General features: G+C 65.9%; 20 protein-coding genes. 12 read left to right on the forward strand and 8 right to left on the reverse strand.

The window, feature by feature from the left end; translation table 11 throughout:
* Nucleotides 1-524: 524 nt before the first annotated feature.
* From ACK6C6_RS14295 to ACK6C6_RS14315, 5 genes are read left to right on the forward strand one after another with little or no spacing between them, the layout of a single operon-like run.
* Nucleotides 525-1,085 carry a ProQ/FINO family protein gene (locus ACK6C6_RS14295; protein WP_409267842.1) on the forward strand — a complete coding sequence of 187 codons (561 nt, stop codon included), beginning with the start codon at nucleotides 525-527 and terminating at the stop codon, nucleotides 1,083-1,085.
* Complete coding sequence (locus ACK6C6_RS14300) at nucleotides 1,085-1,726, forward strand: 3'-5' exonuclease (protein ID WP_209588567.1); 642 nt, start codon at nucleotides 1,085-1,087, stop codon at nucleotides 1,724-1,726. The genes ACK6C6_RS14295 and ACK6C6_RS14300 overlap by 1 nt, the downstream gene beginning before the upstream one ends.
* Before the next feature lie 56 nt (nucleotides 1,727-1,782).
* On the forward strand, nucleotides 1,783-2,508 hold the full coding sequence (locus tag ACK6C6_RS14305) for a c-type cytochrome (protein ID WP_409267843.1): 726 nt from the start codon (nucleotides 1,783-1,785) through the stop codon (nucleotides 2,506-2,508).
* Nucleotides 2,505-3,764 (forward strand): c-type cytochrome, encoded by a 1,260-nt coding sequence (locus ACK6C6_RS14310; protein ID WP_409267844.1) that lies wholly within the window; start codon nucleotides 2,505-2,507, stop codon nucleotides 3,762-3,764. Before ACK6C6_RS14305 ends, ACK6C6_RS14310 begins: the two co-directional genes overlap by 4 nt.
* A 44-nt stretch (nucleotides 3,765-3,808) precedes the next feature.
* A complete protein-coding gene (locus ACK6C6_RS14315) occupies nucleotides 3,809-4,417 on the forward strand; it encodes a septal ring lytic transglycosylase RlpA family protein (RefSeq protein ID WP_409267845.1) in 609 nt (202 codons plus the stop codon).
* A 306-nt stretch (nucleotides 4,418-4,723) separates the two neighbouring features.
* On the opposite strand, the gene ACK6C6_RS14320 is transcribed toward ACK6C6_RS14315, so the two are convergent.
* The 4 genes from ACK6C6_RS14320 to ACK6C6_RS14335 all read right to left on the reverse strand — a co-directional run bounded on the left by ACK6C6_RS14320 (nucleotide 4,724) and on the right by ACK6C6_RS14335 (nucleotide 8,820).
* The gene (locus ACK6C6_RS14320) at nucleotides 4,724-6,274 is read right to left on the reverse strand and encodes a hypothetical protein (RefSeq protein ID WP_409267846.1); all 1,551 of its coding nucleotides are present in this window, start codon (nucleotides 6,272-6,274) and stop codon (nucleotides 4,724-4,726) included.
* Nucleotides 6,275-6,433: 159 nt separating this feature from the next.
* Nucleotides 6,434-7,003 (reverse strand): hypothetical protein, encoded by a 570-nt coding sequence (locus ACK6C6_RS14325; RefSeq protein WP_409267847.1) that lies wholly within the window; start codon nucleotides 7,001-7,003, stop codon nucleotides 6,434-6,436.
* An 87-nt stretch (nucleotides 7,004-7,090) separates the two neighbouring features.
* The gene (locus ACK6C6_RS14330) at nucleotides 7,091-8,380 is read right to left on the reverse strand and encodes a PQQ-dependent sugar dehydrogenase (RefSeq protein ID WP_409267848.1); all 1,290 of its coding nucleotides are present in this window, start codon (nucleotides 8,378-8,380) and stop codon (nucleotides 7,091-7,093) included.
* Nucleotides 8,377-8,820: a DUF2231 domain-containing protein gene (locus ACK6C6_RS14335; RefSeq protein WP_409267849.1), complete on the reverse strand. Its 444-nt coding sequence runs from the start codon at nucleotides 8,818-8,820 to the stop codon at nucleotides 8,377-8,379. The genes ACK6C6_RS14330 and ACK6C6_RS14335 overlap by 4 nt, the downstream gene beginning before the upstream one ends.
* A 154-nt stretch (nucleotides 8,821-8,974) precedes the next feature.
* Here ACK6C6_RS14335 and ACK6C6_RS14340 point away from each other — a divergent pair, with 154 nt between their 5' ends.
* The 4 genes from ACK6C6_RS14340 to ACK6C6_RS14355 all read left to right on the forward strand — a co-directional run bounded on the left by ACK6C6_RS14340 (nucleotide 8,975) and on the right by ACK6C6_RS14355 (nucleotide 14,273).
* Nucleotides 8,975-10,705 (forward strand): S41 family peptidase, encoded by a 1,731-nt coding sequence (locus ACK6C6_RS14340; RefSeq protein WP_409267850.1) that lies wholly within the window; start codon nucleotides 8,975-8,977, stop codon nucleotides 10,703-10,705.
* Between the two features lie 12 nt (nucleotides 10,706-10,717).
* On the forward strand, nucleotides 10,718-11,140 hold the full coding sequence (locus ACK6C6_RS14345) for a hypothetical protein (RefSeq protein WP_409267851.1): 423 nt from the start codon (nucleotides 10,718-10,720) through the stop codon (nucleotides 11,138-11,140).
* A gap of 13 nt (nucleotides 11,141-11,153) precedes the next feature.
* Nucleotides 11,154-11,354, forward strand: coding sequence for a hypothetical protein (locus tag ACK6C6_RS14350; protein ID WP_409267852.1), 201 nt, complete (start codon nucleotides 11,154-11,156; stop codon nucleotides 11,352-11,354).
* An 81-nt stretch (nucleotides 11,355-11,435) separates the two neighbouring features.
* Nucleotides 11,436-14,273: a M16 family metallopeptidase gene (locus ACK6C6_RS14355; RefSeq protein ID WP_409267853.1), complete on the forward strand. Its 2,838-nt coding sequence runs from the start codon at nucleotides 11,436-11,438 to the stop codon at nucleotides 14,271-14,273.
* A 46-nt stretch (nucleotides 14,274-14,319) separates the two neighbouring features.
* Here ACK6C6_RS14355 and ACK6C6_RS14360 read toward each other — a convergent pair whose 3' ends face one another.
* Nucleotides 14,320-15,300: a tripartite tricarboxylate transporter substrate binding protein gene (locus tag ACK6C6_RS14360; RefSeq protein ID WP_409267854.1), complete on the reverse strand. Its 981-nt coding sequence runs from the start codon at nucleotides 15,298-15,300 to the stop codon at nucleotides 14,320-14,322.
* Nucleotides 15,301-15,323: 23 nt separating this feature from the next.
* Complete coding sequence (locus ACK6C6_RS14365) at nucleotides 15,324-16,385, reverse strand: porin (protein WP_409267855.1); 1,062 nt, start codon at nucleotides 16,383-16,385, stop codon at nucleotides 15,324-15,326.
* A gap of 129 nt (nucleotides 16,386-16,514) precedes the next feature.
* Here ACK6C6_RS14365 and ACK6C6_RS14370 point away from each other — a divergent pair, with 129 nt between their 5' ends.
* From ACK6C6_RS14370 to ACK6C6_RS14380, 3 genes are all read left to right on the forward strand, one after another.
* On the forward strand, nucleotides 16,515-17,216 hold the full coding sequence (locus ACK6C6_RS14370; protein ID WP_027866067.1) for a response regulator: 702 nt from the start codon (nucleotides 16,515-16,517) through the stop codon (nucleotides 17,214-17,216).
* 13 nt (nucleotides 17,217-17,229) lie between these two features.
* Nucleotides 17,230-18,669, forward strand: a complete 1,440-nt coding sequence (locus tag ACK6C6_RS14375; protein WP_409267856.1) for a sensor histidine kinase — start codon at nucleotides 17,230-17,232, stop codon at nucleotides 18,667-18,669.
* Nucleotides 18,670-18,747: 78 nt separating this feature from the next.
* Nucleotides 18,748-20,205, forward strand: a complete 1,458-nt coding sequence (locus ACK6C6_RS14380) for a CitMHS family transporter (protein ID WP_409267857.1) — start codon at nucleotides 18,748-18,750, stop codon at nucleotides 20,203-20,205.
* Nucleotides 20,206-20,217: 12 nt separating this feature from the next.
* Here the strand turns inward: ACK6C6_RS14380 and ACK6C6_RS14385 are convergent, their stop codons facing one another.
* A complete protein-coding gene (locus tag ACK6C6_RS14385) occupies nucleotides 20,218-20,772 on the reverse strand; it encodes a hypothetical protein (RefSeq protein WP_409267858.1) in 555 nt (184 codons plus the stop codon).
* Between the two features lie 77 nt (nucleotides 20,773-20,849).
* A complete protein-coding gene (locus tag ACK6C6_RS14390) occupies nucleotides 20,850-21,971 on the reverse strand; it encodes a type IV pilus twitching motility protein PilT (RefSeq protein WP_409267859.1) in 1,122 nt (373 codons plus the stop codon).
* Nucleotides 21,972-22,050 lie beyond the last annotated feature (79 nt).

Raw genomic sequence — 22,050 nt, forward strand, 5'->3', positions numbered from 1 at the left:
GGGACCCAAGGTCGGGTCCGGTGTGGGTTTGGAAGCGGGATGGCCCTAGCTGAGGGCGGACACGCGGACTTCAAGCACGCTTCCCCCGGGGCGGCCTGCACTCCTGGCGGGATGGCGGCGGGCTGGGGAAAAGTAAACGGTGTTTGAAATCACGGTGCGCATGTCGGAACGAAAAAAAGCCCGTCGGATGAAACGGGCTTGCATCTCATGTTCAGCGAAGAACAGGAGGAAGGCGATATTATGCCGCATTGCAAGAATTGGTGATAATTGAAATATCCGATAAGGGATATCACCAATCTGAATATGACACGGGCGCTTCGCCGGGTCCTCCGACCCATCTGCGCCGGCGCAAGCCGTGCGCAAGGCAAGAGGCGGATCATACACGATTTCGCGGCAGCACGCCTATCCGCCCGCATCGGATCTTCAATCAAATTCTCAAGATTAATGGAACAAGTACAATACGGCCCGCACCGGCGTACGGGCGCCGTGCTATCCTTCGTTTTCCCGTTCTTACAATGAAGTCAATGAATACCACTACCGCTGCCGAGACCGTCGACACCACCGCTCCTGCCACGCCCGACACGCCGCCATCCGTGGACACGTCCACCCCGGCGCCCGCACAGGACGGGGCGGCCGGCGACGCGCCTGCCGCAGAAGCGCCGGCCGCCGCCCCTGCCGGCGCCGCCCCGGCCCCGTCGGCCCGCGCGCTGCTCAAGCAGCTGCAACAGGAGTTCCCGGCCTTCCGCGACTGCCTGCCGCTGGCGATCGGCATCGACAAGCAGCTGCTGGCGCAGATGCCCGACCTGAACCGCAAGGCCATGCGCGCCGCGCTCGGCATCCATACCGGCTCGATGCGCTACCTGCGCGCCATGGAAAAGGCCAAGGTCCGCTACAACCTCGACGGCAGCCCGGGCGCCGAAGTCACCGACACCCACCGCCAGCACGCCAAGGAACAGCTGCAGGAGCGCTTCAAGAAGGAAGCCGAGCGCAAGAAGGCCGAGCGCGAAGCTGCCGCGGCCGAAGAGGCGAACCGCCAGCGCCAGGAAAAGCTCAACGCCCTCGCGGCCAAGTTCTCGCGCAACTGATGTCCGGGCCGAGCGTCGCAGAGTCCGACGAACTGCTGCCGCCCTACGAAGGCATCCGCCTGACGGACGTGCGCATCGTGCGCACGCCGGTCGAGGCGGCGGCCGCGCTGGCGGCGCTGTCGCAGGCCGATGTCATCGGCTTCGACACCGAATCCAAGCCCACCTTTTCCAAGGGCGAGGTCTCGACCGGACCGCACCTGGTGCAGCTTGCTACCGACGACATCGCCTACCTGTTCCAGATCGGCAGCGCCGCCAGCGCACAGACGGCGCTGGAAGTGCTCAAGCCCGTGCTCGAATCCGAGAGCATCCTGAAGGTCGGCTTCGGGCTGGGCGACGACCTGAAACGCCTGCGCAGCAAGCTCGGCATCGACGCGCGCAAGGTGCTGGACCTGGCCACGGCCATGCGCCGGCGCGGCGAACGCAACACGCTCGGCGCCAAGACCGCGGTGGCGCGCTTCTTCGGCCAGCGCCTGCAGAAGTCGCGCCGCATCACCACCACCAACTGGGCCCTGCCCCAGCTGAGCGACAAGCAGGTGCTGTACGCGGCCGACGACGCCCACGTGGCCCTGCGCCTGTACCGCCACTGGCTCGCCAATCCGCCCGCCGACGACACCAGCCTGCCGCCGCGCCGCGCTTCCTGACCTACGACAGCCCTAAGCGCGTTATCATGCCGGCATTGCTACTGCCGAGTTCATCCATGAATCGACGCCGCATGCTGTTCGCAGTCCTGATCCTGTCCGCCGGTGCGCTCCAGGCCGCGCCGCAGGCCAGCCCGCCCGCCCAGGTGCCGGACACCCTGGCCCAGCGCCTGCTGGCCTGCGCCTCCTGCCATGCGCGCATCGACGCGCGCGGCAATCCCGTGAACGACAGCTACTTCCCGCGCATCAGCGGCAAGCCGGCCGGCTACCTGTACAACCAGCTGCTCAACTTACGCGAAGGCCGGCGCCAGTATCCGCTCATGACCTACCTGGTTGACCACCTGCCCGACGCCTACCTGCGCGAGATCGCCGGCCATTTCGCCGCCCAGCCGCCCGCGGCGCACGCCGCCGAGGCGTCCAGCATGCCCACCCAGCTGCTCGAGCGCGGACGCCAGCTGGTCATGCAGGGCGACAGTACGCGCAAGCTGCCGGCCTGCGTGGCCTGCCACGGCCAGCGCCTGACCGGCGTCGAACCGACGATCCCTGGCCTGCTCGGCCTGCCGCGCGACTACGTGAACGCGCAATTCGGCGCCTGGCGCAACAAGGCGCGCCGCGCCCATGCGCCGGATTGCATGGCCGAGATCACGGCCCGTTTGTCGCTGGAGGACGTGAACGCCGTCTCGCACTGGCTCGCGGCCCAGCCCACACCCGCCGACCCGCGCCCGGCCGCCTCGATCGCGCGCCCCCTGCCGCTGGCCTGCGGCAGCGCCCCGGAGGCGCCATGAAACGCTATGCCCTGGTCCTGGCCCTGGTTGCCGTCGTCGTCGTGGCGCTGGCCTGGCCGCGCGAGGAATTCATCCCCTCGACCTCGCCCGCCGCCTGGGCGGCCACGCCCGAGAACATCGCGCGCGGCGCCTACCTGGCGCGCGCCGGCGACTGCGTGGCCTGCCACACCGCGCGTGGCGGTGCGCAGTATGCAGGCGGGCGCGCGCTCGACACGCCCTTCGGCCGCCTGTATGGTCCCAACCTCACGCCGGACCTGGAAACCGGCATCGGCCGTTGGTCCGCCGACGACTTCTGGAATGCCCTGCACAACGGGAAGTCGCGCAACGGCCGGCTGCTCTACCCGGCCTTCCCGTACACCAACTATACAAAGGTCTCGCGCACCGATTCGGATGCCATGTTTGCCTACTTCCGGAGCCTGGCGCCGCAGCGCCGCCCGAACCAGCCGCACGAACTGGACTTCCCCTACGACCAGCAGGCGCTGCTGGCGGGCTGGCGCCTGCTGTACTTCCGCCCGGCCGTGTTCACGCCCCAGCCCACCCGCGGCGCCGAATGGAACCGCGGCGCCTACCTGGTCGAGGGCCTGGGCCACTGCAGCGCATGCCACAGCACGCGCAACCGGCTGGGCGCCGCCGGCAACACACTCTCGGGCGGCCTGATCCCGACCATCGGCTGGTACGCCCCCTCGCTCACCGCGAGCAGCGAGGCGGGCCTGGGCGACTGGGACAAGGAACACATCGTCGCCCTGCTTGCCACCGGCATATCGCCGCGCGGCTCGGCCACCGGGCCGATGGCCGAAGTGGTGGCGCGCAGCCTGCAGCACCTGAACGGCTCCGACCTGGGCGCGATGGCGACCTACCTGAAATCTCTCCCCGCGACGCAGGACAAGCCGGCGGACAGCGGCGAACGCCCAAGCGAGCCGCTGCTGGCCGAGGGACGCCGCCTGTACGGCAAGTATTGCGTGGATTGCCATGGCGCCGACGGCAAGGGCAAGGCGCCGGCCTATCCGCCGCTGGCCGGCAACCGCGCGGTGACGCTCACCCCGGCCGTGAACGCGATCCGGATGGTGCTCCATGGCGGCTTCCCGCCCGGCACCGCCGGCAATCCGCGTCCTTACGGCATGCCGCCCTACAGCCACGAGTTGGACGATGCGCAGGTGGCGGCCGTCTTGACGTATGTGCGCGCCAGCTGGGGCAATGAGGCGGCGCCGGTGTCGGCGCCGGACGTCAACCGTTACCGTAGCGTGCCGCTGGATTAGCAGTGCGGGCGCTCGAATCGCCTGGCAGGTCTTTTGCACGTTAATTGCAACTGCGAACCGTCGGGCGCGATGAAAAATATGTGAAGGCAAAGATGAGAAGCAATTTACCTATCTGTTCAAGACTAGGGCTGGTAGCCGCGTTGGCGATGTCTCTTGTAGCCTGCTCGACACCAAAAGTTCAGCCAACGAAAGCTGGCGGGCGCTATTACCTCAACGATGGCCCACCAAAAGGCGTAACGCAGGCGCAGATTGATGCAGTCAAGGAGCCAGTACCTAGGGCAGAACGGTTTGTCTCCGGTACGCTCAAGCCTTATGTTGTCATGGGAAACAGCTACCGGCCGATGACCAAGTTAATGCCCTACCGTGCGCGTGGCGTGGCAAGCTGGTACGGAACCCGTTACCACCGATTACCGACGGCAAGTGGTGAACTCTACGACGTGATGAAGCTCACGGCTGCGCATCCGACGCTTCCCATCCCCTCTTACGTCAGGGTTACGAACGTTGAGAACGGTCGAACGCTAGTCGTTCGCGTGAACGACCGCGGTCCCTTCCTCTCTGACAGGATTATTGATCTATCGTACGTGGCCGCCGCCAAGCTCGGCTATGTGGCGAAAGGCAGGGCCCTGGTCGAGATTGACCTGATCCTGCCGTAGTGTCTCCAGCGCATTCCTGAGACAGACCCTGCATAGGTGAACTGAAAAACAGTCATTGACGTTTCGCTTGCTGTGAACGGCGTAGTTATCGCCGGAACATCAATTGACGCCGGAGTGGCTGGCTAAGTTTTTTGATGGACCGTTGGCCAGCTCTGCGATATCTGTACTGGGCTGTGCTGGGTTGTAAGCAGACTCTACTTTAGTTCCGCTATCGGGCCAGAAGCAGACCTTATCTTCGTCCTGGCAAGTGTGTAATGGCGAAAGGATCCAATGAAGCACTTGCCGTTCTTCGTTTCAAGAAGGGATTTACTGCCGATACTTGAGAGTTCCGAGCGGATCGGTGACGAGCAACAGGCGTTCAACTTGCGTGGCATTACCGGCACGGTCTATCACCTTGACCTTCAGCGAGGCATAGCCGGGGCGGCAGAAGACATGGCGTACGCTGACGTCGCCCTGGCCGCGCCGCTCGCGCAGGCTCGGAACCGGTTGCGGGCATCCGTCATTTACGCTCGCCCTCGCCTGGTGCGATTCGGCCAGATCACTATCCACGAAATCGACGGTAAAGTCGACCGAGGCACCCAGGGCAACGACACCGTCCTGTCCGGCACCGACGAGCGGTCCCAACACCGGCGCGGGCGTTCCTTCTCTTCCTGGGCGCAGCATGATCAGCCCAGCGTTGGACTCCGCCAAAATGGTGCCCCTGTCGTTGATCGCCTTCGCCGCGTACAGCACCAGGCTGGCCGGCGCCCGGTACAGCCGGGTGTTCAGGTCGACGGGAGCGGCGACACCGTTCCAGTAGACAGCACGTCTCTGACTGAGGTCGCTGTCGCCAGGCGCGCGATTGACAAGACCGACCATCTCGCGGCGGTTATTCAGAGCCAGCACTTCGCCGTGCGTCGCGCCACCTAAAGGCAGGGGACGCAAGCCTTGAGCCCTTGACCAGATAAAGGGATACTGAATGGCTGGCGCGCTGCCGCTGATAATCATGTTGTTTCCGGCAACTTCTCCAGCATCGTTGAGCGCGGTTACGCTGCGATAGCCGCCATCCGGGCCGATCGGTACCATACCGTGTTTGCGACTCCACAGGAAGCCGAGCTTGTTGTTATCCTTGTAGTAGTGTCCCAACACCTGTCCACTGGCATTGATGTGCGTGGCCGCCGAGAAAGTGCCGCCGAAAGTACCCAGGTCGATGACGGTGCCATCGGGATTCCACACCATGGCGTGGTTGTCGTACCGCTGTACCTCAGCCTCTCCGACTGCCATACCGCTATCGTTGATGGCAACCGCACGCGCGATCCTGGCAGTCTGCGGCGCCAAATGGAGAAGGGTGCCGTTCGGATTCCAGCGCGCAGCAAGCGGGTAGATCCCTATCGGCGACCGGATCTGACCCACTACCTGGTTGAAGTTATTGATATCAATAGCTCTGCCTCCGGCAGGACCGGATACAGCATCGTTGCGCGGCAGCACACGCAGGCCGCGCGCGGAAGTCCAGGTAAAAGCCCGATAGTCGCCGGAAGCCGTCCGGTATTCGCCTACCACGACCCCATTATCGTTCAGGGCGTTCACGTATTCGTACGATCCGCCTGAGGGCACGAGGGTATGCACCCGCTTGCCATCGAAGAAACCGTGGAATCCGTCGTCGAGCACCCAACTCGTGAAAGCCGCCTGTCCGCGCTGGTTCAAGACTGCGGACCCGGCATCGCGGCCGAGATTGATAACGCTATATTCAAGTAAGCGGGGCGTAGCTGCAATATTAGTCGAGGCGCCTGTAGCGGCGGTAGCGTAAAGCGCTAAAAAAACCGGCAGGAACTGGCCATGCAGCTGATGGCGAATTTTTACACCAAGAAAGGATGTCATAGGAGCCTCGGAAGGATTGAGGAGTGCAGACATCAAACTGTAGGCCCCGCTTCTAGACAGATATAAACCCACATCAAGTGAGTAGGAGGAACTAAATCCGCAATCGATGTTCTTGCCAAGACGGCGCATGCAGTCGTCGAACAGATCGTCAGGCGTTCTTCAGTCGAGCTGCGACTCCACGTCGCGCGGATCGGTCAATGTAATCAAGCCCTTCGCGATGTAAAGCACGACCAGGATGCCAACAATGTCCCCAACAATCATCGCGACCAGCGCGGTCCATTCCACCAGTCCAGTCTGGACCCACATGAACGCATGGTGAAAGGCCGGACTCACGACGCCGCACAAGACCCCGGTGAACAGCAGCCGCCGCGCCGTCAGGTTCTTCAGGCGCGGCCCCAGGTCGAACCAGTGCTTGGCGAAGAGATAGGCAAGATAGGGGCCGCCCGCCCCTGCCACCGCGCCATACACCGCACGGACCTCGTCCGTGAAAGCGAAATGGTAGAAGTTGAGGTAGAGGCTCACCAGGAGCAGGCCGACGAAGCCGGCGAACCCGAACAGCAGCGTCGCCAGCAGCCGGATGCCCGCAGGGAGAAATACCCAATTGATGCCACTGCTTTGCTCGAACTGGATGAACAGGAGCTCATTGATCCAGTTCAGGCAGAGAAACGCGATGATGGTGATTCCGACGTAGCCCAGCTGCTTGAGCGGGCTGTGTTTCAGGTGCGGCATGGTGATTGGCTGCAATAGCCCGTGTTGCATCGACGACATGCATTGTAGCGGCATGGGTAGGCATTCCGCTTACCCATGCGGCATGAACTATCGGCTCGGAACCACCCGCCACACCGTATTCGCCAGGTCGTCCGCGACGATCAGCGCCCCGCGCGGATCGACGGTGACGCCGACCGGCCGCCCGCGGGTCTTGCCGTCGGCGTCGCGGAAGCCGGAGACGAAGTCGATCGGCTCGCCCGCCGGACGTCCATTCCGGAACGGTACGAAGATCACCTTGTAGCCGACCGGATCGGCACGGTTCCAGCTGCCGTGCTCGCCGACGAAGACGCCGTCGGCATAGGCCTGGCCCATCGCCGGCAGCGAGAACGCCAGGCCGAGCGCGGCGACGTGCGCGCCCAGGCTGTAGTCCGGCTTGACGGCGGCGGCGACCTTTTTCGGGTCGCCCGGCTTGACGCGCGTGTCGACGTTCTGGCCCCAGTAGCTGTACGGCCAGCCGTAGAAGGCGCCCGGGCGCACCGAAGTCAGGTAGTCCGGCACCAGGTCCGGCCCGATCTCGTCGCGTTCGTTGACCACCGCCCACAGCTGCCCGCTGCCGGGCTGGATCGCCAAGGCCGTCGGGTTGCGCAGGCCGGTCGCATAGGGCTTGTGCGCACCCGTGGCGGCATCGACCTGCCACACCATGGCGCGGTCGACTTCGGCTTCCATGCCGCGTTCGGTGATGTTGCTGTTCGAGCCGATGCCGACGTACAGGAAGCGGCCGTCGGGGCTGATCGTGAGCGCCTTGGTCCAGTGGTGGTTGATCTCGGAAGGCAGCTTGGCGACGCTGACCGGCGGGCCGCCGGCCTGGGTCTGGCCTTCGGTGTAGTCGAAGCGCACCAGCTCGTCCTGGTTGGCGACGTAGAGCTTGTTATCGAAGAAGGCCAGGCCGTAGGGGGCGTTCAGCTTGTCGGCGAAGACGGTCTGCAGTTCGTACACGCCGTCGCCATCGGCATCGCGCAACAGGGTCAGGCGGTCGCCGCCCTTGACCTTGGTATTGCCCTTCGCCTTGATATAGCCGGCGATCACGTCCTTGGGCTTGAGCTTGGCCGCGTTGCCGCCACGCCCTTCCGCCACCAGGATGTCGCCGTTTGGCAGCACCAGGGTCTGACGCGGAATCTTCAGGCCGGTCGCGATCGCGCTGACGCTGTAACCCTGCGGGACCGTCGGCTTCTGCTTGCCCCATTCCACCGGCTCGGCGATCTTCATATCGGGCAACAAGCCGCGTTCCGGCGCGGGCAGCTGCGGATCCGGGCCGTGGGCCAGCTTGCCGCCTTCCTTGCTGCAGGCGCCCAGCAGCAGGGCCATGCCCAGGAATACGAGGGTCGATGACGGCTTCATTGCGCACCTCCATGGCGTGGGGCGGCTTGCGGAGCGAGTCCCAGCCAGGCCGCGGCAAGGATCAACACGCTGACGACGATCGACAGCACCAGGCCGGTCGGCATCGAGGCCCAGGCGTCTTTCGCATGTTCGAAGGCATTGACCAGTCCCAGCACCCAGGCTGCCAGCAGCACCAGGAAGTAGGTCAGTGGACGCCCTGCCTTGCGCTTTGCCCGCAGCAGGTTGACCAGCGCGAACAGGAGGGCGAGCCCACTGAACAGCTCGGCGCCGGCCAGGAGCCAGGAGGCGAAGTTGTTCCACTGGATCTGGTAGGTGTTGTGGTAGGCGATATCGCTCAGCAATGCGCCGAGGAACAGGGGGATGGACCCGGCAAGCAGGACCGTGTGTAGCAGTCCCGGCGGGCTCCGGTAGGTCGCGTTGACCGTGGTTTGAGAAGACATGACGTGGTCCTTCCTGGATTGGTTTGGCCCGATCTTATCGATAATGCAAAGAGCATGGCGCATTGTTGAGCCCAGTGACAATCCGCGACTTTCAAGGCCTGAGGTTCTGGTAACGTCGACATGAACAATTCAACCAAAGAAGGAGACCGGCTTCATGCTGACACACCTGATCCGCAGCGCTTTCTTATTGAGTATCGTCGCGGCGCCGATCGCGCCTGCCCAGGCCGACGCGCCGGCCGCCACGGGCGAGCACGATTTCAAGGCCGGTTCTCCTATCAAGTTGCAGGCCCTGAGTCCGCTGCAGGTGGAAAACCTCGCGGTCACCGGCAAGGTGTGGGGCTTCCTGAAGTATCACCATCCCGCCGTCACCGCGGGGCAGCACCGCTGGGACGGCGCGCTGCTGGACATCCTTCCCGCAATCCTGGCGGCAGAAAACCGTCAAGCCGCGGACGCCATCCTGCAGCGCTGGATCGTCAAGTTCGGCCCGGTCGCCGATTGCGATCCCTGCGCGAGCCTGGATCAGCAGGACTTCCAGCTGCTGCCGAACCTGAAGTGGCTGGACGACACGCGCCTCTTGAACCCCGAGCTGCGCAAGGAACTGAAGGAGGTCTACCGCAAGCGCAGCGCCGGCAAGCAGTACTACGTCTCGCTGGCGCCGGGCGTCGAGAATCCGGTCTTCGACAACGAGCCCGACTACAAGGACCTGCGCTTCCCGGACGCCGGCTTCCAGCTCCTGTCCCTGTTCCGGCTCTGGAACATCATCGAATACTGGGCGCCCTACCGCGACCAGCTCGACGAGGACTGGGACAAGGTGCTGCGCGAATCCATCGCGCCGGTGGCGCTGGCACAGGATCGCGCCAGTCATGAGCTGGCGATGATCGCGCTCATCGCGCGCATCCACGATACCCATACCAACCTGTGGAGCTCGCTGCAGGTGCGTCCGCCGGTGGGCCGCTGCCACCTTCCCGTGCGGGTGCGCTTCATCGAAGGGCGCGCCATGGTCAGCGCCCACCTGGGCGAGGACGCCGCGGCGGCGACGGGACTGAAGATCGGCGACACCATCGAAGCGATCGGCGGCGTCCCGGTCGATACCCTGTTGCAGTCCTGGAAACCGTATTTCGCGGCCTCCAACGAACCGACGCGGCTGCGCGACATGGGGGCGGTCCTGACCAAGGGCGACTGCGGCCCGGTGCAGCTCACGGTGCGCCAGGACAAGGGACCCATGGAGATGAGCCTCACGCGGGTGCCGCGCAAGGACCTGAAGATCCCCACCACCAACGACCGGGCCGGCGACACCTTCCAGTTGCTCGGCAAGGACGTCGCCTACATCAAGCTGTCGTCGATCAAGAGCGCCGACATTCCGGGCTATATGGAAAAAGCCGCGCATACCAAGGGCCTGGTGATCGACATCCGCAACTATCCCTCGGCCTTCGTCCCCTTCGCCCTTGGCCAGTACCTCGTCGACAAGCCGACCCCTTTTGCGCGCTTCACGGTGGGCGACCTGGGTAATCCGGGCGGCTTCAAATGGGGCAAGGTCGTCGCGCTCTACCCGCAGGCGGCGCGCTACGCCGGCAAGGTGATGATCCTGGTCGACGACATCTCCCAGAGCCAGTCCGAGTATACGGCGATGGCCTTGCGCGCCGCGCCGCGCGCCAGGGTGGTCGGCAGCACGACGGCGGGCGCCGACGGCAACGCGTCCTGGATTCCCCTGCCGGGCGGCCTGCGGACCATGATCAGCGGCATCGGCGTCTTCTACCCCGACAAGCGCCCGACCCAGCGTATCGGCATCGTTCCCGATATCGAGGTCAAGCCGACGATCGCAGGCATACGTGCCGGTCGCGACGAAGTGCTGGAAGCGGCCATCGCCGAAATTCAGCGCCAATAAATGGAGGCAAGCATGCAGTTCCGACTCAAGACCATCCTGGTTCCCACCCTCGCCTTCGCCGCCGGCGCTTTCGCCGCTGCGGCGGCCATCGACATCAAGAACGGCCGTGACTACGCCGAGACGCGCGAGCGGATCGAACGCGTGAAGCAGGCGCAAGCCCAGGGCATGGAGGAGGCCTTGCGCGTCAAGCGCTTCGCGGTATCGATCGACGAGGTCAGCAACAAATTCGTCTTTGCCGAGCGCTTCGAAGGCAGCTTCGAGAAAACGCTGACGATGTCCGACGGCAGCACGCGGAACATCCGGCTCACCCCGCTCATGCACAAGAACGAGCCGAGGATTGCCCTGGAAGACAGCGGCAAGCGCACCTATATGGGCCTGAACTCGACCACCACCAACGGCAAGCTCATGGTGCAGGTTCGTGAACTGGCCGACTGAGGCAAGCGCTCCCGTGCGCGCCGTCCTGCTCGGGTTCCTGTTGTGCGCGGCCACGACGGCACAGGCGAAGAGCCTGTTCACGTTCTCGAACCCGGCCGGCACGCACGGCGTCGGCGTCCGCTACCTCAAGCAGGTCGATCGCACGCGGCCGTTCACGCCGCAGCGCGGCATGCTGGCCCGTGCGTTCTCCATGCCTGCCAAACGCGGCCGGTGATTGTAGCAATCAGGAAATTACAATACCATCCGGAACGGATGGCCGCCTGGCCAACGTTCTCTATTGTAAGGATCCGATTGCATGAAGATGTCTCCCCTGCCCCTCTTGCTGGCCGCGTGCTTCACGTCGACCGCACTGGTCCCCGCACACGCCGCCAAGCCGGCAGTTGCCAGCCAGGCGGCCGGCCTGAAGGTGGACTACCAGAAGTTCACCCTGCCCAACGGGCTGGACGTGATCTTCCATATCGACCGCTCCGACCCGGTGGTGGCCGTGAACCTGACGGCGCACGTGGGCTCGGCCCGTGAAAAGGCCGGCCGCACCGGCTTCGCTCACCTGTTCGAGCACCTGCTGTTCCTGGAATCGGAAAACCTCGGCAAGGGCGGCCTGGACAAGATGAGCGCGCGCATCGGCGGCTCCGGCGCCAACGGCTCGACCTCGCAGGACCGCACCAACTACCTGCAAACGGTGCCCAAGGACGCGCTGGAAAAGATGATCTGGGCCGAGGCGGACAAGCTGGGCTGGTTCATCAATACCGTCACCGATCCGGTGCTGGCCAAGGAAAAGCAGGTCGTCAAGAACGAGAAGCGCCAGGGCGTGGACAACGCGCCCTACGGCCACACCCGCTACGTGATCAACAAGGCCTTGTATCCGCTTGATCACCCGTACAACTGGCAGGTGATCGGCTCGCTCGAGGACCTGCAAAACGCCACCCTCGACGACGTCAAGGAATTCTTCCGCCTGTGGTACGTGCCGAACAACGTGACCCTGGTGATCGCGGGCGACTTCGACCCGGCCCAGGCCCGCAAGTGGGTCGAGAAGTATTTTTCCGAGATCAAGCGCGGCGCGCCGATCGAGGCCATGGCCAAGCGCCCCGGTGTCGTGAAGCAGACCGTCAAGCTGGCCCATGAAGACAATTTTGCCAAGCTGCCCGAGCTGACCATGGCCTGGCCGACGGTCGAGGACCTGCATCCGGATTCATATGCGCTCGAAGTGCTGGCCGAATACCTGTCGCAGACCAAGCGCGCCCCCTTCTACCAGGTGCTGGTGGAAGACAGCAAGCTGGCGCCCAGCGTCCAGATCGGCAACCAGACGGGCGAACTGGCGGGCCAGTTCATGCTGCGCGTGCGCGCCTTCGAGGGCAAGCCGCTGGACGACGTTGCCGGCGCGATCGGGCAGGCCTTCGCCAAGTTCGAACGCGAAGGCATCTCGGAGCGCGACCTGAACCGCATCAAGGCCGGCCTCGAGACCCGCTTCTACAGCTCGGTATCCAGCGTGCTCGGCAAGTCCGCCCTGCTGGCCGAGTACAACTACCTGACCGGCAACCCGGGCTATGTCGAGGAAGGCGTCAGGAAGACCCTGGCCGTCACCACCGCCGACGTGCGCCGCGTGTACGACACCTACATCAAGGGCAAGCCCTATGTCGCCACCAGCTTCGTCCCGAAGGGCAGGCTGAACCTGGCCCTGAGCGGATCCAGCAAGGCCGACGTGGTCGAGGAAAAAGTTGTGCAAGGCGCCGAGGACAAGGTCGACCCGAGCGCGAATGCCGATTACACCCGCACCCCGTCCAGTTTTGACCGCAGCAAGGAACCGCCCTACGGCGCGGCCCCGAGCGTGAAGGTGCCGCAGGTATGGGACACGAAACTGGCGAACGGCATGCGCGTCTACGGCATCGAGAACAAGGAAGTGCCGCTGGTGCAGTTCGATATCGCGATCGACGGCGGCCTGCTGCTCGACAATCCGGACAAGGTGGGCGTGGCCAACCTGATGGCGCGCCTGATGACCCAGGGCACGGCGAAGAAGACCCCGCAGGAACTGGAAGAAGCCATCTTGCAGCTGGGCGCGAGCATCAATGTCTTCGCGCGGACCGAGGACGTGCGCATCAGCGTCACCACCCTGGCCCGCAACTACGCGGCCACGGTCGACCTGGTGCGCGAGATCCTGCTCGAACCACGCTGGGACGAGAAGGAGTTCGCCCTCGTCAAGCAGAGTGTGCTGAGCCAGATCCGCCAGCAGGAAGCCGACCCGAACGCGCTCGCGAGCAGCAATTTCAACAAACTCATCTACGGCAAGGGGGACATCCGTTCGCGCAACATCCTCGGCACCAGCGCGAGCGTGAACGCGATCACCATCGAGGACCTGAAGGCCTACTACCGCGCCAACCTGTCGCCGTCAAACGCGCGCATGCACGTGATCGGCGCGCTGCCGAAGGATGCCGTGGCGCGTCCCCTGGCCGCGCTCAGCCGCGCTTGGCAAGCCAAGCCGGTTGCCCTCCCCGCGGCCGGCGCGGCGCGCGGCGAAGCGCCCGGCAAGGTCTACTTCGTCGACGTGCCGGACGCCAAACAGTCGGTGCTGCACATCGGCTACCGTGCGCTGGCGGCGACCGATCCGGACTACTACCCGGCCACCGTCGCCAACTACATCCTGGGCGGCGGCGGTTTCGCCTCGCGCCTGACCCAGGAACTGCGTGAAGGCAAAGGCTACACCTACGGCATCCGCTCGAGCTTTGCCGGCAGCAAGAGCGCCGGTCCATTCATCATCGCCAGCGGCGTACGCAGCAACGTCACGCTCGAGTCGACCCAGCTGGTCAAGAAGATCCTGCAGGACTACGCCCCGACCTACTCGGCAGCGGACCTGGAGACCACCAGGAACTTCCTGGTCAAGAGCAATGCGCGCGCCTTCGAGACGGCCGAGGCCAAGCTGGGCATGCTGGACAACATCAGCAAGTACGGCTGGCGCGCCGACTACGTCAAGGACCGCGAGCGCATCGTCAAGTCGATGACGCTGCCGCAGGTGCAGGCCCTGTCGCAGAAGTACCTGGATCCGTCGAAGATGGTGTGGCTGGTGGTGGGCGACGCCAAGACCCAGCTGCCGCGCATGAAGGAGCTGGGCTTCGACGAGCCGGTGCTGATCGAGCGCTGACCGGGACCAGCCCGGCATCGCCAGCCCCTAGGGGCGGTGCCGGGTCCTAACGCTCGCGCACGAGATTGAACTGCGCAGCCTGCCGGTTGTACTCGGCAATCGACTGCTTGATGTGCCGCGCCAGCGCCTCGCCGGTGCGCGAGAACGGATAGAGCCCGGCTTCGGCCCGCATGCGGGCGAAACCGGGATCGTTTTCCATGTCCGCGAACGCGGCCACCCAGCGCCGGTAGTCGGTATCGCTTACGCCCGGCCCCATCCATACCCCGCGGATCACCGGCCACACCACGTCGTAGCCCTGCTCGCGAGCGGTCGGCACCCCCGCCAGCAAGCCGGGCAGGCGGTGCTCGGACAGCACCGCCAGCACCCGGACCGTGCCGCGCCCCGCGTACAGGAGCGCTTCCGAACTGTCGCCCGAGATGGCCTGCACGTGGCCGGCCTGCATCGCCACGAACTGCTCGCCGCCGCCCTCCAAGGCGACGAAGCGCATCTTGCGCGGGTCGACGCCGGCCTTGCTCACCAACAGCGCCATCTTCATCCAGTCCTGGCTGCCGATGGTGCCGGACATGCCCACCAGGACGCGGCGCGGATCGCGCCGCAGCGCCGCCAGGAGCTCGCCCAGGCTGTGGTAGGGCGAGTTCGCGGGCACCGCGACCATCCCGTAATCGGCGCCAAAGGCCGCGACCCAGCGCACGTCGTCGGCGCTGGCCTTGCCGAATTTGCCACGGGCCAGGTTGAGTACCGAACCACCCGAGAACGCCACTAGGGTATTCGGCTCGCTGCGGCGCTGCGAGCCCAGGGTATGCCATGCCACCGCGCCGACGCCGCCCGGCATGTAGCGCAGCTTCAGGCGCGGCGCACCGGGCCGGCCCTGCAGGCCATGTTGCACCAGCTTGCAGGTCAGGTCCATCGCGCCGCCTGGCTTGGACGGCACCAGGCATTCGGCATCAAGCGGCTGGCCGGCTGCGGGACCGGCCAGGGCCAGCCCGGCAGCACAGAGCAATAGGGACAAGTTGCGCAGCATGTTCATGCGCCCATGATAGCCCGCAGCGCTCAGAAGCGGTGCTGGATGCCGGCGGTAATGCCGGTTTGCGTGTCGCCGGCGCCGGCATCGTCGCGCGACAGGCTGATGCGCTGGCCGTGCGCGGCCCTGGCATGCGCCGCCGACAGGTACAAGGTGGTGCGCTTCGACAGCGAGTACATGGCGCGCGCCACCAGCATGGTCGGGTCGGCGTCGCGCGCGGCCGGCAGCTCCCTGGTATTGATGTGGTAGACGGCGCCGGTCAGCGTGACCGGGCCGTCCAGCCAGGTGAGGCCGCCCCACCAGGTATCGCCGCGCAGGTCGGCAACGCCCGCGCCGCCGGCGCGCAGCCGGTAGCTGCGCAGGCCCGCGCTGCTGCGCCACGGGCCCCACTGGTAGTTCGCCGCCAGGTGCAGCGCGGTGGTCCGGTCGCGCTCGCCGGCAGCTGTCACCGTGGCGCCGTTGACCTGCTCCCAGGCCGCCATCAGGCCGAGGCCGCCGCCGGACCAGGAGCCGCCGAGCGCGACTTTCCGTCCGTCGGCCGCGCTGCTGCTCCTTTCGCCCAGGCCGACCGAGGCGCCATAGGTGAAGCCGCCGCTGGTGCCGGTATATTTCACCATGTTGTCGAACGAGGTCGTCATGCCGTACTTCGACGGCCCGCTAGCACTGCCGCCCGTAGCCCAGGAATAGTTCGGGGCAAAGCCCATCGGGTCGAACTTGATCACCAGCTCGTAGGTGGTGGTGAACGAGCGCCCGATGACGACGCGACCGAAATCGCCTTCCAGGCCGACGTTGGCCTGGCGCTTGAACAGCGGGCCGTCGGATTCGCCGCTGTCCATCAGGATACCGCCCTCTAACTGGTAGACGGCTTTCAAGCCGCCGCCCAGTTCTTCGCTGCCGCGCAGGCCCCAGCGCGAGGTGTTCTTGCCGCCCGAGACCACGCGCGCCATGCTGCCGCCATCGTCGGCGGCATTGTTCACATACTCGACGCCCGCATCGATCAGGCCATAGACTTGCGTCTTGCCTTGGGCAAGGGCGGAATCATTCAGGGAAAGCGCTGCCAGGACGGCGAGCGCGAGGGCCGACTTCTTCATCTTGTCTCCGGTACTGTCATCGTTATGTACAGCTTCTGTTTGGCCCCACTATAGGCAGGCCGAGCTTTCAGTTCGCTTTCAGCGCACCCGGCCTTTTCGCGGCGCCGGGTTTGGGCTTACACTGGCGCGATGAGAATCCTGCTAGTCGAAGACCATGTCGAGCTGTCGCACTGGGTATCCAAGGCGCTGCGCGACGCCAACTTCACCGTCGAATGCGCGGCCACCGGCGCCGATGCCGACGCCCTGCTCCACACCCAGGATTACGCGCTCGTGATCCTCGACCTGACGCTGCCGCGGATGGACGGCCTCGAGGTGCTGCGCCGCCTGCGCGCGCGCGGCGGCGCCCGCGGCGGCACGCCGGTGCTGATCCTGACCGCGCGCGGCGGCCTGGAAGAGAAGGTGCAGGGCCTGAACCTGGGCGCCGACGACTACCTGGCCAAGCCCTTCGAGCTGGCCGAGCTGGAAGCGCGGGTGAAGGCGCTGCTGCGCCGCAGGTTCGGCAACGGCGGCGGCACCGAAGCCCTGGTGCACCGTTGCGGCCAGCTCAGCTTCGACACGGTGTCGCGCATGTTCCATTACTGCGGCGAACCGCTGGGCCTGACGCCGCGCGAACACGCGGTGCTGGAAGCGTTGATCGCGCGCCCGGGCCGCGCGCTCTCGAAAGAAAAACTGTTCGACGAAGTGTTCGCGCTGGTCGACGACGCCAACCTCGACGCCATCGAACTCTATATCCACCGCATCCGCAAGAAGCTCGAACGCCAGCCCGAAGGCAATACCGCAATCGTCACCCTGCGCGGCATCGGCTACCTGCTGCAGGAACGTCCCGCGTGAGCCTGGGGCCGCCATGGCGCTGAAGGCCGCGCGGCCGCGCGGCAGCCTGCGCAACCAGCTGCTGCGCTGGCTGATCCTGCCGCTGGTGGGGCTGGTCGCGCTCAATGCGGTGTCGCTGTACGGCGACGCGCTGGAGGCCGCCGACATCGCCTACGACCGCTCGCTGCTGGCCTCCACGCGCGCGCTCGCCGAGCGGGTCTCGGTGCGCGACGGCCAGGTGGCGGCCGAGGTGCCCTACGTGGCCCTGGACAGCTTCGAGACCGACACCCTGGGGCGCATCTACTACAAGGTGACGGGGCTGCGCGGCGAGACGGTGTCCGGCTTCGACGACCTGCCGCCGGTGCCGAAGGACGTGCCGCGCTCGGACCTGTATCCGGCCCTGGTGCGCTTCTACCACGCGCAGTACAACGGCGAGACGGTGCGCATCGCGGCGCTGCTGCAGCCGGTATTCGACGACAGCATGCGCGGCATCGCCCTGATCCAGGTCGGCGAGACCCTGGACGCGCGCCGTGCGCTGTCGCGCCGCATCCTGATCAACACCCTGCTGCGCCAGGCCTTGCTGGTGCTGGCGGTGGCGACCCTGGTGTGGTTCGCGGTGCGCCTCGTGCTGCGCCCCCTGATGGACCTGAAGAACGAGGTCGAGACGCGCTCGCTGTCGGACCTGGGCGACGTCGACCCCGACCTGGTGCACCGCGAAGTGCGGCCGCTGGTGCTGGCGATGAACGGCGCCATGACGCGCATGCACGACCTGGTCGCCAGCCAGCGTCGCTTCATCGCCGACGCCTCGCACCAGTTGCGCACCCCGCTCGCGGTGCTCAAGACCCAGGCCGAACTGGCCTTGAGGGAAAACGATCCGGAAGCCATGCGCGCCATCGTGCGCTCGGTGGCCGGCACCACCGATGCCGCCATCCACCTGGCCAACCGCCTGCTGACGCTGGCGCGCATCGAGCATGGCGGCGGCAAGCTGCAGAGCAGCCCCGTGTCTCTGGCCGCGGTAGCGGGCCAGGTCGGCCTGGAGCTGGCCGTGGCGGCGGTGCAGAAGGGAATCGACCTGGGCCTGGACGCCGGGGACGGCGCCGACACCACCGTGAACGGCGACGCGCTGCTGCTGCACGAACTGGTGTCCAACTTGGTCGACAATGCGATCCGCTACACGCCGGCGCACGGCAGCGTGCAGCTGCGCATCGCGCGGCAGGACGACGGCGTCCTGCTGGAGGTGCTCGACAGCGGCCCCGGCATCGCCCCGGCGGAACACGACAAGGTGTTCACGCCCTTCTACCGTGCCCAGGCCACGCTGGAAGCCAATCCCGGCGGCACCGGCCTGGGCCTGGCCATCGTGCGCGACATCGCCGCCATGCACGGTGCCGGCCTTGCCCTCGGCACGGGAGACGATGGCCGCGGACTGAAGGTGAGCGTGCTGTTCCCGCCGGCGCGCACCCTGAAAGCTAACTGAAAGCCGGCCCCGCATATAGTTGGCTTATAGGCTGTCATTCAGACGGCACATAACGCCCACAATATTCGGAGACAACCCATGCTGACCATCCTGGCCTACTCGATGATCATCGTTTTCATGTTCCTGATCATGACCAAGCGCCTGCCGGCCATGGTCGCCCTGATCGTGGTGCCGATCGCCTTCGGCCTGATCGGCGGCTTCGGCGCCGAGCTCGGGCCCATGATGCTCACCGGGATCAAGAACCTGGCCCCCACCGGGGTCATGCTGATGTTCGCGATCCTCTACTTCGGCATCATGATCGATGCCGGCCTGTTCGACCCCGTGATCCGCCGGCTCGTCACGCTGGTGCGCGGCGATCCCGTCAAGATCGTCGTCGGCACGGCGGCGCTGACCATGCTGGTCTCGCTCGACGGCGACGGGGCCACGACCTATATGATAACGGTGTCGGCGATGCTGCCGCTGTACGTGCGCCTGGGCATGAGCCGCCTGGTGCTGGCATGCGTCATCATGCTGGGAGGCGGCGTCTTCAACATCCTGCCCTGGGGCGGTCCCACCGCACGGGCCGCCAGCGCCCTGGGTGTCGACGTGGGCGACATCTTCGTCCCCATGATCGCCCCGATGCTGGCCGGCGTGGCCTGGGTGCTGTTCGTCGCCTATGTGCTGGGCAAGAAGGAACGCATGCGGATCGGCATGCTCCAGATGCCGGCCCAGGCCGCTACCCTGCAGGCCTCGAACGTCAGCGTGCTGCAGCCTGCCCACGCCAGGCTGGCGCTTGCCGGTGACATGGACGGGACCACCGGCCAGTGGCTTGCGCACGCTTCCACCGCAGGATCGGTCGGCAGCAGCGCGCACGGCGATGGCGGCGGCAGCGAGCCGGATTCCGGCGTCTCCTCGCCCGCCACGGCGCGCCCGAAGCTGATCTGGGTAAACTTCCTGCTGACCGCGTCGCTCCTCGGCCTGCTCGTCGCCGGCGTGCTGCCGCTGCCGGTACTGTTCATGGTCTTCTTCGCGGTCGCCGTCATGATCAACTACCCCGGCCTGGAAGAGCAGAAGGAGCGCATCGCCCACCACGCCGCCAACGTGCTGCCTGTGGTCTCGCTGATCTTCGCCGCCGGCATTTTCGTCGGCATCCTGCAGGGCACCAAGATGGTGGATGCGATCGCGCTCAGCGTCATCGCCGCCGTGCCCGAGTGGATGGGGCCGTATCTGGCGATCGTGACCGGCCTGCTGAGCATTCCCTTCACCTTCTTCATCTCGAACGACGCCTTCTACTTCGGCATCGTGCCGATCCTGGCCAAGGCGGCCGCCGTGTACGGCATCAGCCCGGCGGAGATCGGCCGCGCCGCGCTGATCGGCCAGCCGGTCCACCTGCTCAGCCCGCTGGTGGCCTCGACCTACCTGCTGGTCGGCATGGCGAAGGTGGAATTCGGCGACCACCAGCGCTACACCCTGAAATGGGCGATCTCGGCATCGCTGGTGCTGCTGGTGGCGGCGCTGGTCTTCGGCGTGATCCCGTTCGTGGGAAGTGCCGCCTGAGGGCAGTCGCGCTTATCCGCAGGTCTCGACGTAGGCGACCGCCGGCTGGCGACCGGCGCGAATTCTGGTAAGCTTCCCGCCCTCCTCTTCCAGCACGATGGCGGCACTGCCGTCGGCGCTGGGAACACTGATGGTATGGCCATTCTCCACGTACTTGTGGGGCGCTACCTGCGCGTCGGGATAGCGGGCCCGCAGCTGCGCGAGCGTGTCGCCGACCGCCAGGCCGAGTACGTTCGGGGTGCCGGGATCGGCGTCGGCGCGCGTGACGGTGCCGCTCTCGACCATGAAGCGCAGTCCGGGCAGCGTGGCGAAGCGCACCATGCTGCAGGCGGGATCGAAGGATTGGGGCAGGCTGGCCTTGCCGGCCACCGCTTCCGCTTGCGGCAGGCTCATGCCGAAGCGGATCGGGCCGAACCCGGCGTCGCTCAGGCGCGGCGGCGCCTCAGCGGCAGCTCGCGGGGTGGGAATCGATGCGCTGCCGGCATCCGTGCCCTTGACTGGCGCCGGCGCGCGCTCCGTACATGCGCTCAGCAGCGCCAGTGCTGCAAGCAGAAGAATGTGTCGCACCTGTGCTCCTTTCGGCCATCCGGATTGTCGCTGACTATACCGGAATCCGGCCGGGAGGCATGTCTGCCTGCGCCGACCTAGACCATGTCCGCAAACCCCACCCGGTCGGTGGTCGCGTTGCGCGCATCCTCCACCCGCACCTTGTGCGAGGCCAGCAGCCCTTCGAGCGAGGCGTTCATGGTGTGGCAGCCCGGATCGCGGCCCGCGTTCATGTGGGCGCGGATGGCGCCGACGTCGCCCGCCTCCAGCATGCGCATCACGGCCGCGCTGGGCGTCAGGCATTCGGTGGCCAGGTGGTAGCGGTTGCCTTCCACCGACGGCAGCAGCGCCTGGCACAGCACGCCGCGCAGGGCGTGCGCCAGGGCCTGGGACTGGGCTTCCGAATTGCCGAGCAGGCGCAGCATCTTCTGCAGTCCCAGTTCGGTCGAACGCGCGTGCAGGGTGGCCAGCACCAGCGGGCCGGATTCGGCCAGGGCCAGGGCTTCCTGCGCGGTCTCGGCATCGCGGATCTCGCCGATCACGATCACGTCCGGGCGCTCGCGCAGCGCGTCCAGCGCACCCAGGTAGTAGCTGGCCACGTCGGCGTCCTCGCCCACCTCGCGCTGGGTGATGATGCACTTGCGCTGCGGGATCAGGGTCTCGACCGGGTCTTCGATGGTGATGATGTGGCCCGAGCGCTGCTTGTTGATCTCGTCGATCATCGAGGCGATCGTGGTCGACTTGCCCTGGCAGGTATCGCCGATGATCAGCACCAGGCCGCTATTCAAGCGCGCGAATTCCTGCTCGTCCGGCCACAGGCCCAGTTCCACCAGCGCCAGCGGTTCCTTCGGGAAGCGGCGGATCACGCAGCCCAGGCGCTTCTTGCCCTGGAAGCTGAAGCAGTTGGCGCGGATACGCGCCGTGTGCAGGTCGATCGAGCGATCGAAGGCGCGCACCGCGATGCGCTCGGCCCAGTTCGGCTCGATGACGTCGAAGAATTCCTCCAGCTCTTCCTTGGTGATGGGCGAGTCCGTCACCGCCACCAGGCCCTTCGGCTGGCGCAGCATCAGGGGGCTGTTCTGGTGGATGATGATGTCCGAGAACACCAGGCGCGAATTCAGCAGGTGCAGGATCTGCTCGACCAGGGTACCGAATACCGGATGGTCTTCGTTCTCGATGTACGACAGGGTGGGGATCTGCGAGGACTGGTGGTATTCCATCTGGCCGGCACGTGGCAAAAAGTTAAACAGTGCCGGATATTATAGAACCATGCATATCAAAAAGATTGCAAATCTGAAA

The organism is Massilia sp. BHUDP2, from assembly GCF_046236355.1.
GTDB lineage: Bacteria > Pseudomonadota > Gammaproteobacteria > Burkholderiales > Burkholderiaceae_D > Telluria > Telluria varians.

Bases quoted from the DNA above. Each gene is read 5' to 3' on its own strand.
- ACK6C6_RS14295 (WP_409267842.1), top strand. From the start codon at position 525: ATGAATACCACTACCGCTGCCGAGACCGTCGACACCACCGCTCCTGCC.
- ACK6C6_RS14300 (WP_209588567.1), top strand. From the start codon at position 1,085: ATGTCCGGGCCGAGCGTCGCAGAGTCCGACGAACTGCTGCCGCCCTAC.
- ACK6C6_RS14305 (WP_409267843.1), top strand. From the start codon at position 1,783: ATGAATCGACGCCGCATGCTGTTCGCAGTCCTGATCCTGTCCGCCGGT.
- ACK6C6_RS14310 (WP_409267844.1), top strand. From the start codon at position 2,505: ATGAAACGCTATGCCCTGGTCCTGGCCCTGGTTGCCGTCGTCGTCGTG.
- ACK6C6_RS14320 (WP_409267846.1), bottom strand. From the start codon at position 6,274: ATGACATCCTTTCTTGGTGTAAAAATTCGCCATCAGCTGCATGGCCAG.
- ACK6C6_RS14325 (WP_409267847.1), bottom strand. From the start codon at position 7,003: ATGCCGCACCTGAAACACAGCCCGCTCAAGCAGCTGGGCTACGTCGGA.
- ACK6C6_RS14330 (WP_409267848.1), bottom strand. From the start codon at position 8,380: ATGAAGCCGTCATCGACCCTCGTATTCCTGGGCATGGCCCTGCTGCTG.
- ACK6C6_RS14335 (WP_409267849.1), bottom strand. From the start codon at position 8,820: ATGTCTTCTCAAACCACGGTCAACGCGACCTACCGGAGCCCGCCGGGA.
- ACK6C6_RS14340 (WP_409267850.1), top strand. From the start codon at position 8,975: ATGCTGACACACCTGATCCGCAGCGCTTTCTTATTGAGTATCGTCGCG.
- ACK6C6_RS14345 (WP_409267851.1), top strand. From the start codon at position 10,718: ATGCAGTTCCGACTCAAGACCATCCTGGTTCCCACCCTCGCCTTCGCC.
- ACK6C6_RS14355 (WP_409267853.1), top strand. From the start codon at position 11,436: ATGAAGATGTCTCCCCTGCCCCTCTTGCTGGCCGCGTGCTTCACGTCG.
- ACK6C6_RS14360 (WP_409267854.1), bottom strand. From the start codon at position 15,300: ATGAACATGCTGCGCAACTTGTCCCTATTGCTCTGTGCTGCCGGGCTG.
- ACK6C6_RS14365 (WP_409267855.1), bottom strand. From the start codon at position 16,385: ATGAAGAAGTCGGCCCTCGCGCTCGCCGTCCTGGCAGCGCTTTCCCTG.
- ACK6C6_RS14370 (WP_027866067.1), top strand. From the start codon at position 16,515: ATGAGAATCCTGCTAGTCGAAGACCATGTCGAGCTGTCGCACTGGGTA.
- ACK6C6_RS14375 (WP_409267856.1), top strand. From the start codon at position 17,230: ATGGCGCTGAAGGCCGCGCGGCCGCGCGGCAGCCTGCGCAACCAGCTG.
- ACK6C6_RS14380 (WP_409267857.1), top strand. From the start codon at position 18,748: ATGCTGACCATCCTGGCCTACTCGATGATCATCGTTTTCATGTTCCTG.
- ACK6C6_RS14390 (WP_409267859.1), bottom strand. From the start codon at position 21,971: ATGGAATACCACCAGTCCTCGCAGATCCCCACCCTGTCGTACATCGAG.